Genomic DNA, 11,591 nt, shown 5'->3' with positions numbered 1-11,591 from the left:
GGGATAAGAAATGGTCTTGTTTGGTTATCCACTTGAAACAATTTATTTATATGGATTTATTATTGCTACTATACTCACTGTTATTTATATCTTCTTTGGAGATATATTTGAATCGATATTTAGTTTTGGGGGCGGATCTGTATCCGTTGTTACTTTATTACTTAGTTTCTTCGCCATGTTATGTGGGCTTAGTTATATAGGAGAATATTTGTTTTCCTTTAATAGTATTACTATTTTCGGGGCTGCATGTGCTATATCCTTTATTGGTGTATTCATAATGAAAATACTAATTTTAAAGCCGATTGCAGAAGCAGAGCAAAATACCGTACAACGTATGGATGAATTTATCGGTTGCAAAGGAGAAGTCATTACGACAATTCCTACAGAAGGATTTGGTGAAGTATTAATTTCATCCCAATTTGGAAGTAATGCAATCCCAGCTAAAACAGTTGGAAAAAAAGATATTTCGCAAGGAACAGAGGTTATTATCGAGGGAGTCCAAGATGGTGTTTTACTTGTACAAAACATCGCTTATTCTTTAAAGAAACCAAAATTATAAGGGGGAATTTACATGACGATTCCATTAATTATCGGTGGAGTTTTACTCGCAATTTTAATTCTACTCATTTTAGTATTCATTACGAAGTATCGTACGGTTGGACCAGATGAAGCGTTAATTGTTACAGGGAACTGGCTTGGAGGCGGAAAAAATGTTGTTACCACTGATGATGGAAAGAAGATTAAGATTATTCGCGGTGGCGGTACATTCGTAGTTCCAATTATGCAACGAGCAGAGCCTTTAAGCCTATTAAACTATAAGTTAGAAGTGGGTACACGTGATACGTATACGAAGCAAGGTGTTCCAGTTACAGTAAATGGTGTTTCTATTATTAAAGTAGGTTCTACGATTGAAGAAGTATCTACAGCAGCTGAGCAATATTTAGGAAAAGAAACAGAAGAGTTAAAAGTAGAAGCAAAAGAAGTTTTAGAAGGTCATTTACGTGCGATTTTATCTTCTATGACAGTAGAAGATGCGTATAGTAATAGAGAGCAATTTGCTCAAAAAGTACATGAAGTAGCTTCTACTGATTTAAAGAAAATGGGTCTTCGCATCGTTTCCTTTACAATTAAAGAAATTATGGATAAGAATGGTTACTTAGATGCACTTGGTCAGCCGCAAATTGCGACAGTGAAGCGTGATGCAACAATTGCGAACGCAGAGCGTGAAAAAGAAGCACGTATTGAAAAAGCACGTGCTGAAAAAGAGGCAAAAGAAGCAGAATATCAACGTGATGCACAAATCGCTGAAGCTGAAAAACATAAAGAATTAAAAGTACAGTCCTATAAGAGGGAACAAGAGCAAGCCCGTGCAGATGCGGATCTTTCTTACGAATTACAACAAGCGAAAGCACAACAAGGTGTTACAGAAGAGCAAATGCGCGTTAAAATCATTGAGCGTGAAAAGCAAATCGAGTTAGAAGAAAAAGAGATTGCGCGTCGTGAAAAGCAATATGATGCAGAAGTTAAGAAAAAAGCAGATGCAGATCGCTATGCTGTTGAGCAATCAGCGGAAGCAGAAAAAGTAAAACAAATTAAAAAGGCAGATGCGGATCAATATAAGATTGAAGCTGAAGCGAGAGCTCGTGCGGAAGAAGTACGTGTAGAAGGTTTAGCGAAGGCGGAAATCGAAAAAGCGCAAGGTCAAGCGAAAGCGGAAGTACAAAAAGCACAAGGTACGGCGGAAGCAGATGTTATTAGATTAAAAGGTTTAGCAGAAGCAGAAGCGAAGCAAAAAATTGCAGAGGCATTTGAGTTATATGGCCAAGCGGCAATTATGGATATGGTTCTTAAAATGCTTCCAAGTTATGCGAAGGAAGTGGCAAGTCCGCTTAGTAACATTGATAAAATTACAGTTGTTGATACAGGCGGCGGTGGTAAAAATAGCGGCGCCGGAAAAGTTGCGGGTTATGCAACTGATTTAATGGCAACGATGCAAGAAACATTAAAAGCTTCTTCTGGAATTGACTTAAAAGAGTTATTAGAAGGATTTGCTGGAAAAGGAACAGTACAGCAATTATCAAGTGATAAACCTGTTGTATCTGTAGTAGAAGATGAGAAAAAGGGAGTAGAAAAAGAGAAAGAATAGTAAGGCGGGAGAGACCTCTAGTAAGTACGATGCTAGAGGTTCTTCTGTGAATTATAATATTTCGAATAATATACATTTTTATATATTGTTTTAATTATTTAATTTATATAGAATGAAAAAGGTATGTATTAACTCTTTAATAGAAAAAGAGACAAAGAGTTAATACAATTAATCGTGTAATTTATATAAATAAATTAAATGTGAGATAATTACATTTAAAACGGTATGGAGGGGTAGAAGTATGTTTCAAGGGAAATTAAGGAGTAGTAGTTTAAAAACAAAGTTACTTGTATCATTTATTATTATTTTAATTCTTCCAAGTATTGTAATTGGTTGGACGTCTTATCAACAGGCGAAGACGAATTTTAATGAAACGATTTTAAACTCGGCGAAAGATAATATAAAAATTTTGGATAATGTAATTAATAAAGAATTGGATAGTAAAAAAGTAGATGCAACTTATTTTACGAAATTATTCACACAATCAAGTTACCAAGCAGATCAAATTCAAAACATACAAAATAAACTAGAAGAATACAATAAACTGCATCCAGAAATGGAAGCAATCTATACAGGATCTAGTAATGGACAGTTCATTCAATCACCAGCTATTCAGATGCCAGATGGATATAATCCTACAGAAAGAGATTGGTATAAAGAGGCCGTGAAGAAAAGTGGAGAGGTAATTGTAACTGCTCCATATAAGTCAAAAACGACAGGGAATATTGTTATTACACTAGCAAAACAAAACGAGGATAAAAGTGGAGTTCTTGGGATTGACTTAATCATTAATAATATTGTTACTACTTCCAAGATGGTTAATATCGGTAAGGAAGGATATGTAGCGATATTTGATCAAGATAAAAATGTAGTAGCGCACCCGAAAATGAAGCCAGGAGAGAAATTAGAAGAGAAACTTAGTAAAGAATTGTATAAACAGGAAGCTGGAGATTTTTATTATTCATTAGATGGTGAAGATCGCAATATCACTTTTAAAACGAATAAGAAAACTGGATGGAAAATAGCAGGAATTATGCCTTCAAAAGAAATTATCGAAGCAGCTAACCCTATTTTCTATAAAACAATAACTGTTATTGGTATTTCATTAGTAATTGGTGGGATTTTAATTTACTTCATAATTGCTTCTATTATTAGTCCGTTAAAACAACTTGTTATATCATCGAAAAAGATTAGTGAAGGCGATTTAACAGAGTCAATTACAGTTCATTCTAAAGATGAAATTGGGCAGCTAGGAGAAAGTTTTAACGAGATGGCTGCATCGTTACAAAGTGTCATTTCCAATATAAACACTTCAGCAAGTCATGTAGCGGCATCTTCAGAAGAATTAACAGCTAGTATGAAGCAGACAAGCGAAGCAACGGAACAAATTACACAGGCGATAGAGCAAGTATCAAGTGGTGCAGAAATACAAACGAAAGAAGTTGAAGAAGGAGCAACATTGTTAGAAGAAGTTACAGAAGGAATTCAGCGTGTTGCAGATAGTTCTTCATTAGTATCTACAGCCTCTATGTATACGAAGAAAAAAGCTGAAAATGGTGGGAAGTTAGTTGAACAAACTGTGAATCAAATGCAATTAATTCATGAGTCTGTTTCGCAGTCAGACAAAATCATTGGTTTGTTAGACGATAAGTCGAAACAAATTGGAGCAATCCTTGAAGTGATTCAACATATTGCTGAACAGACAAATTTATTAGCGTTAAATGCGGCAATTGAGGCTGCGAGAGCTGGAGAGCAAGGAAGAGGATTTGCAATTGTAGCAGATGAAGTGCGAAAGCTAGCAGAACAATCAGGACAGTCTTCTACGGAAATTGGGAAACTAGTGAAAGAGATTCAATTTGATATAAAAGAAACAGTAAGCTCTATGAATCAAGTTGGAGTAGAAGTACAATCAGGACTTGTAGTTGCAAATGAAACGAAGCAAAGCTTTGCTGAAATATTGAAATCTACGGATGATACAGTTGTACAAATTGATAACATGGTAGATGTAGCAAAACAAATGACGGTAGATGCAAAACAAGTAAGTGCATCTATTAATGAAATTGCAGCTACAATTGAAGAAAATGCAGCAAGCGTTCAAAATATTGCTGGTTCCTCTGAGGAACAATTAGCTTCAGTAGATGAAATAAATGCAGCAGCAGTCCATTTATCACAAATGGCAGAAGAATTACAAGAGATGATTAGTAAGTTTAAAGTGTAATAACGAATGTTAAGAAACGAGGTAGTAATTTTACTTCGTTTCTTTTTTTATGAAGAGAAAAAGAAAGAAATATAGAGTAACCGTGTTATGATTAAGTATAATTAAAGAGACTGTATATTCTTTAAATTCTATCTTTAATCATGTTAGGGGAATGGTTTTGAAATTAAAAAAATTAAAACTCCAACCGAGAATTACATTAACTATTAGTACACTTATTTTAGTTGTACTTATGCTAACGAGTTATTTATTTTATTACATATTATCTGAAACGGTAGAAGAGCAAATTGGCAAAAGGGCTTTGCATGTTGCGAAAACAGTTGCTGCTATACCTGAAATAAAGGAAGCTTTTCAAAAAGAAAACCCAGCTTCTATTATTCAGCCGATTGCAGAAAGAATTCGAATGGATACAGAGGCTGACTTCATTGTAGTTGGAAATAAAGAGGGGATTCGATATGCACATCCTGAGCGAGATAAAATAGGAGAAGCGATGATTGGTGGAGATAACAAAGGCGTTTTATTAGAAGGAAAATCATATGTTTCGAAAGCAACTGGATCATTAGGCCCTTCATTACGCGGAAAAGTTCCAATCCGTAATCAGGAAAATGAAATCATTGGTGTGGTGTCTGTTGGATTTTCAATGGATGATATTCATGGAGCGGTAGAGGTGTATGGAAAGCGTGTATTTTGGATTACAATAATAGGCCTATTAATTGGAGTAATCGGCTCTATATATTTAGCGGCAAGTATAAAAAGAATGATGTTCGGTATGGAACCAGAAGAAATTTCATCTTTATATGAAGAGCATAGTACAGTGATTCAATCTGTACGTGAAGGGATTATTGTAATCGATAAAAATGGCATGATTAGTTTAGTCAATCAAGCAGCTTATGATATTCTTTCGCTAGATAAACAACAAAATATTATTGGGGAATTTATTTTAAATGTAATTCCTAATTCAACGATACTAGATGTACTTCAAACTGGTGAAGAACAGTTTGATCGCCAATTAAATATAAAAGGACAGGCTGTTATTGCGAACCGTCTACCTATTAAAGTAAAGAATAAAGTAACTGGCGTTGTATCGAGCTTACGTTTGAAATCTGAAATGGATCAGTTAACAGCAGAATTATCTCAGACGAAGCAATATACAGAGGCATTACGAGCGCAAGCGCACGAATATAACAATTTATTGTATACGCTTTCAGGTCTTATCCAATTAGAATCATACGAAGATGCTTTAGAGCTTATTCATAAGGAAACAGCGGTATATCAAGATTTTGTTCAATTTATTATGAAGCGGATTCAAAATCCATGGCTAGGTGGAATTTTAATTGGATTTTATAATAGAGCACGAGAGTTGAAGATTGATTTTATGCTAGATAGAGAAAGTGGTTTACACAAATTAAGTCCACATATTGAGAGTAATTATGTCGTTTCTATTTTAGGAAATTTAATTACGAATGCATTTGAAGCAATTGAAAAAAATGAAGAGAATGATAAGAGAGTAAGGATGTTTGTAACTGATATTGGAGAAGAAATATTAATTGAAGTGGAAGATTCAGGGCAAGGGATTCATGATGAAATAATTACTAGCATATTCTATAAAGGCTTTTCGACGAAAGAAGGAGGAGAGCGAGGATATGGATTAGCAAAAGTGAAAGAGTTAGTAGAAGATTTAAATGGAAGTATTGCAATCGAAAAAGGGGATTTAGGTGGTGCGTTATTTATTATTGCACTACCGAAAGAGAGAGGCGAATAGTAATGGGTGAGGAGATTGAAGTATTAATTGTAGAAGATGATATTCGGATTGCTGACATTCATCGTCGTTTTACTGAAAAAATTGAGGGATTTAAAGTAATTGGAACGGCAACGACTGGAGAACAAGCGAAAGAATGGCTAGAGCTTGTGAAGCCACAGCTTGTGTTATTAGATGTGTACTTACCTGATATGCAAGGAACGGAACTTGTCACATATATTAGGCATCATTTGCACGATACAGATATTATTATGATTACAGCGGCATCGGAAACAGATGTAGTGAGGCACGCCCTGCGGGGCGGAGTAACAGATTATATTGTAAAGCCACTAATGTTTGATCGATTTAAGGCGAGTTTGGAAAGTTATCAAAAAAAGATTGTGCAGCTGAAGAAAAATAATCAATTATCTACAGAACAAATAGAACATTTATGGTCTCAAAGAGGCGTAAAGGGAAATGAAATGGAATATGCCCCGAAAGGGATAGACCCCTTAACTTTAGCAAAAATAAAAAAACATATGTTAACAGTTAATGAAGAAGGCATTACAGCAGAGGTACTAAGTTCAATGGTAGGCGTAAGTCGATCAACTGCAAGGCGCTATTTAGAGTATTTAATATCTGGGAAGAAAGTCCACGCAGAGCTAATATATGGGAGTGTGGGGAGACCGGAGAGACGGTATTTTCTTGTTTCTTCATAATAAAAAACAGTAGAGGATTTATTTCTTCTACTGTTTTTTGCGTCTTATATTGGAATAATCCCAATTACAATGCCAGTAATCAACATCACCATTGTCGTTCCAACTGCCCACAATAAAGTAAAACGTTGATGTTCACCAAAATCAACTTTTGCCATCCCAACTAATAAATAAGTGGATGCAACAAGAGGACTTAATAAGTGAACGGGTTGCCCAAGTAAGGAAGCACGTCCCATTTCAGCTGCACTAATTCCGTAAGTAGCAGCAGCCTTAGTTAAAATAGGTAATACCCCAAAGTAAAATGCATCATTGAACATGAAAAATGTGAATGGCATACTAAGAAGAGCTGTAATAATTGGCAATTGTGGTCCAAGTGCATCTGGTATAAGAGTTACTACACTGTTAGCCATGGCATCTACCATTTTTGTTCCAGATAAAATACCAGTGAAAATACCGGCAGCAAATACGAGAGAAACAACTGCTAATACATTCCCTGCATGAGAAGCAATACGTTCTTTCTGTTGCTCTAAGTTTGGATAGTTAATCATAACAGCGATAGCAAAAGCGACTGTAAATAAAACAGGTAACGGCATAACTTCTAGTATGAGACAGACAAGTAATGTAGCGGTTAATAAAAAGTTAATCCATAGAAGTTTAGGACGTTTATGCACTGCGGCTTCGACAGTTGCAGCTTGCTCATCCATTGTTTGCATTTGTTTTAAATACTGTACATCCATAATTCCTAAACGTTTTCTTTCTTTTTTTCCAAGATAGTAAGCAACGAAAACAACCCAAATTGCACCAGCAATCATTCCTGGAATAAGAGGTGTAAATAATTCAGAAGCCTCAAGTCCAAGTGCGCTCATAACACGAGCTGTGGGTCCACCCCAAGGTGTAAGATTTGTTACCCCCGCCCCTAACATAACAACTCCAGCTAATATGAGGGGGTTCATTCCAAGGCGCTTATATAGTGGATACATTGCGGAAACTGTAATCATGTATGTTGTTGTACCGTCACCATCTAGAGAAACGATAATAGTCAATATAGCCGTTCCGACAACGATTTTTAAAGGATCTCCTTTTACAAATTTTAAAATCTTACTAATGACAGGATCGAATAAACCGCTATCAATCATAATCCCAAAATATAAAATAGCGAACATAAGCATAATACCAGTAGGTGCTAATTTTTGAATTCCCTCTAACATCATAGGCCCCATATTGGCATAGAATCCGCCAATTAATGCAAAAACACTCGGAATTAATATTAATGCTACTAGCGCTGACATACGTTTCGTCATAATTAAAAACATAAAGACAAATACCATCGCAAATCCAAGTAGTGCTAACATGTAATTTCCCCCTCAAAAGAATGATTGCGCTTTCAAAAAAGAATAAAAATTCAGAAAAAGGTTTTTTATTTATAATAAAAGCATCTATTCAAATGGTAAATAATTTGAAAAATAACATCATTAGAAGCATAATTTTTATTTTGTTCATTTTGTTCATGGTAGTTAATTTGAATTTTTAAAAAGTAAGCTGCTCCTCGTAAGAATGGTAGAATAAGATGAAAATAGTGAAGTGTGAAATAGGGAGTAGATGTTATATGAAAACGAGAATTGAAGAGATTTATAGCTCTTATGAAGGAAAAGTAGAGGAGATTTTTATTAATGAATCTTCTTACGTATATGAATGGGAGAAATTACTGATGATCCGAAAAAATGACGGTGAGCTTAAAAAAATTGCAGTCGGGATTAGTGGAAATATAAGATTGGTAAATGTAGAAGTTGGACAGGAAATTAGTGAGGATACATTATTAGTTAAATTAGAAGATGATTTATTAATTACAGGTTGTGAGTGATGAGAGATGTGTAGAAATAACTACACATCTTTTTTTGTTTCCTATATTACAAAAAGCACATTGTTTTTTCACAAATCTCACACAACCTTTTGGTATTCTTTTCGTGGAGTATACGGTTTCTAGGGAGGAATATTGATGAAAGTAAAATATGTCGTACTTGCTATATGTTTATGTTTCGTATTTACGGTAGTCGGGTGTGGGAAAAAGGAAACAGCAGCTGTTGCCATTGATGAGAAACATGATAAATGTGATATTTGTCAAATTGGGGTAACAGATAATCAATTTGCAACAGAAATTATTTTAGAAAATGGAAAAGCGTTAAAGTTTGATGATATCGGTTGTATGTATAAATGGATGGAGATCAACTCAGGTGAAAAGACGAAAGAGAAATTTGTTCGAGATTATGATTCGAAAGATTGGATTTCGTTAGAAGACGCTACTTACGTATATGATAAAACAATAACGACACCGATGGCTTATAATGTCATTTCATTTAAAAATAAAAAAGATGCAGAGAGCTTTGTATCTAACTATAAGGGGAAAGTTCTTTCATATAAAGAGCTAGCAGAGCATAAATGGGAAATGAATAAAGAGATGATGGGGAAACCGAAAGCAGGAAATCATGGTGGACATCATTAATGATAGAAAAAGACAACTATATAGTTGTCTTTTTCTATTATTACTCAGGTGCAAATATAGAAAAGGTGTAAAATTTTTAGAAGAACGGTTACAATGGAATATAGTAACCTAAAGCAATCATTTATCCCGCATTAACGGGCAATAAGATCCCCACCTCAAAATTTAGTGAAAGCAAAGAAGTTAGGTGGAGTCGGGCTGCCCGTAAAAGCCCGATTGGTGTGGGCTAATAATTAGTGGTGGATGAACAAAACCCCCACTAATTAAAGTTTCACTTTATGTACTTTTTAGAAATGTATACAAATGCGGTAAAAACGTGCTAAACTAATTGCTTCATAATGTTAATGATGGGGCCATCAGGCGTATCATTTCAATAGGTTGAGAAACATAGTATAAGCTTAAGATAATCCGATTAAAGAAGGAATATAAAGGGCTTATGGATAAATGTACTCAAGAAGAGTTATTGTATGTGATGGAGGAATGGTTAAGAAAACATTATCTTTCATAGGAGCTGTAGTTGTGAGAAAACAAAAAATTTTATTATGTATTTTATTAGGACTTTTAATGACGGTAGTGGCTTGCGATAAGCAAGAAGAACCAGAATCGAAACCGGTTCATGTGAAAAATGAAAAGAAAAAAGAGAAGCATAAAGAACAGGAAGAATCTAAAGAAGAGAAAAGTATAAATTTAATGGACAAACAGTTGTTACTTTCAGCTACCCTTGGAGACACAGAGACAGCTATGAAGTTGATTCAGGATGGAGCGAATATAAACGTAGAAGGTGACAACGGAGAAACGCCTGTCCTTGCAGCGACGTACCAAAATCATGTAGAGACAGTTAAAGCATTAATTGGTGCAGGTGCTAATATTGAAATTAAAGATGAGAAAAAAAGTAATCCACTTCTTTATGCAAGTAGAGAAGGATATACGGATATTGTAAAAGTATTAATTAATGCAGGAGTTAATACGAAAGAAACGACTAGGTCAGGTGGGACAGCACTTATTTCTGCATCTGAGCGTGGCCATGTAGAGGTTGTTAAAGAATTATTAGAGCATACAGATATTGATGTGAATTATAAAAATGAACGTGGTGGAACAGCGTTATTAGAAGCAATTGTATTAGGAAATGGTAGTGAAAACCATAAGAAAGTAATTCAATTGCTTATTGATCACGGTGCAGATGTAAACATGGCTAACAAGGAACATCTGACGCCACTGCAATACGCTGAAAAAAGAGGTTTTAAAGATATTGTAAATATGTTGAGGGTAGCTGGAGCGAATGAAGTAGTACAGCCACAACAACCAGTAGAGTAAAAAACGGAAAAATAATCCCATTTAGATAGACAGAATGAAGAAATCAGTTAGTATGATGGATTCAGTAATGTGTATTTGAATGGGATTTTTATTTTGAACATGAAAAATAGATTATGAATGGATGGTATATGGAGTAAATAAGGAGGATAAAAATGAGGCTCTCAAAACTTGATTTAATAGTAATTCAGGCAGAGGTTTTATTTGTTCATAATCAAGTAGGAAAAATGAAATATGTAAATGAACAAGGAAATCCGAAAGCACCACGTTTTTTTCTTGGCAGAACTCGTGAAGGGAGTATAACGAGATATCATTGTAATGTGGACGATGAAACGGTAAGTAAGATTGAGAAGTTAATTCGAGAACCTTCAAAGCATATAGAGATAGCAAAGATTATTAATATATTAAATGAAGAAAGAACAGTGGAAAATATTTGGATGGGTCCTGCTTTCATGTTTCATAGTAATTTACATAAGCCGACTAGAACAATACAAATAACTGAGAAGAATAGAGAGCTTTTGCGAGAAAATTTTCCTAATCTAATAGAACAGATGGAATGGAGGAAACCTTATTTTGCAATTGTAAAAAATGAAAAGGTAGTTTCCGTTTGTTGCAGTGCCAGAAGTACGCCCGTAGCTGCTGAGGCAAGTGTGGAAACTTTAGCGGAATTTCAAGGGAATGGATATGGTACTGATGTTGTTACAGCCTGGGCCTTATCAATACAAGAGGAAAAGCGCATTCCACTTTATAGTACTGCTTGGGATAACTTTGCTTCGCAAGCAGTGGCAAGCAAACTAAAACTTATTAACTATGGAATGAATTTACATATTGATTGAATTTTAAGTATTGTTTCGTTCTATTCGTTTGTATTCGAATATATGGATTAATGTAAATGGTGATATGGTGAATATTAACATTCGGTTAACACCTAATTAACAATCTATCAAAACTGACTTAATAAATGCGTA

At 34.8% G+C, this 11,591-nt stretch carries 10 protein-coding genes and 1 pseudogene; 10 read left to right on the top strand and 1 reads right to left on the bottom strand.

What is annotated here, in order from left to right; all coding sequences use genetic code 11:
- Positions 1–10: 10 nt before the first annotated feature.
- The 6 genes and pseudogenes from ES895_RS25755 (at position 11) to ES895_RS25735 (ending at position 6,818) form a co-directional block, all read left to right on the top strand.
- Positions 11–559, top strand: coding sequence for an NfeD family protein (locus ES895_RS25755; protein ID WP_135238747.1), 549 nt, complete (start codon positions 11–13; stop codon positions 557–559).
- Between the two features lie 12 nt (positions 560–571).
- Positions 572–2,146 carry a flotillin family protein gene (locus ES895_RS25750; protein WP_098327273.1) on the top strand — a complete coding sequence of 525 codons (1,575 nt, stop codon included), beginning with the start codon at positions 572–574 and terminating at the stop codon, positions 2,144–2,146.
- A gap of 241 nt (positions 2,147–2,387) precedes the next feature.
- Positions 2,388–3,422 (top strand): annotated as a pseudogene (locus tag ES895_RS30305) (HAMP domain-containing protein); the annotation flags it as partial.
- Complete coding sequence (locus ES895_RS30300) at positions 3,417–4,364, top strand: methyl-accepting chemotaxis protein (RefSeq protein ID WP_372584125.1); 948 nt, start codon at positions 3,417–3,419, stop codon at positions 4,362–4,364. The pseudogene ES895_RS30305 and the gene ES895_RS30300, both read left to right, overlap by 6 nt.
- Before the next feature lie 151 nt (positions 4,365–4,515).
- Complete coding sequence (locus ES895_RS25740; protein ID WP_080024498.1) at positions 4,516–6,123, top strand: ATP-binding protein; 1,608 nt, start codon at positions 4,516–4,518, stop codon at positions 6,121–6,123.
- A 2-nt stretch (positions 6,124–6,125) separates the two neighbouring features.
- Entirely contained in the window at positions 6,126–6,818 is a 693-nt protein-coding gene (locus tag ES895_RS25735; protein WP_000503463.1) for a response regulator, read from the top strand.
- Positions 6,819–6,862: 44 nt separating this feature from the next.
- Here ES895_RS25735 and ES895_RS25730 read toward each other — a convergent pair whose 3' ends face one another.
- Positions 6,863–8,167: a CitMHS family transporter gene (locus ES895_RS25730; protein WP_135238746.1), complete on the bottom strand. Its 1,305-nt coding sequence runs from the start codon at positions 8,165–8,167 to the stop codon at positions 6,863–6,865.
- A 254-nt stretch (positions 8,168–8,421) separates the two neighbouring features.
- Between ES895_RS25730 and ES895_RS25725 the strand changes: the two genes are divergently transcribed.
- From ES895_RS25725 to ES895_RS25710, 4 genes are all read left to right on the top strand, one after another.
- Complete coding sequence (locus tag ES895_RS25725) at positions 8,422–8,676, top strand: hypothetical protein (RefSeq protein ID WP_000857377.1); 255 nt, start codon at positions 8,422–8,424, stop codon at positions 8,674–8,676.
- A 135-nt stretch (positions 8,677–8,811) separates the two neighbouring features.
- Positions 8,812–9,315, top strand: coding sequence for a nitrous oxide reductase accessory protein NosL (locus ES895_RS25720; protein ID WP_000865666.1), 504 nt, complete (start codon positions 8,812–8,814; stop codon positions 9,313–9,315).
- A 441-nt stretch (positions 9,316–9,756) separates the two neighbouring features.
- A complete protein-coding gene (locus ES895_RS25715; RefSeq protein WP_000287336.1) occupies positions 9,757–10,626 on the top strand; it encodes an ankyrin repeat domain-containing protein in 870 nt (289 codons plus the stop codon).
- Positions 10,627–10,778: 152 nt separating this feature from the next.
- Positions 10,779–11,459: a GNAT family N-acetyltransferase gene (locus ES895_RS25710; RefSeq protein ID WP_001239778.1), complete on the top strand. Its 681-nt coding sequence runs from the start codon at positions 10,779–10,781 to the stop codon at positions 11,457–11,459.
- The last annotated feature ends 132 nt before the right edge of the window (positions 11,460–11,591 follow it).

The organism is Bacillus sp. 007/AIA-02/001, assembly GCF_004634455.1.
GTDB classification, from domain to species: domain Bacteria; phylum Bacillota; class Bacilli; order Bacillales; family Bacillaceae_G; genus Bacillus_A; species Bacillus_A cereus.
The sequence above is the reverse complement of the archived record's forward strand: the minus strand, read 5'-3'. Positions and strand labels throughout refer to the sequence as shown.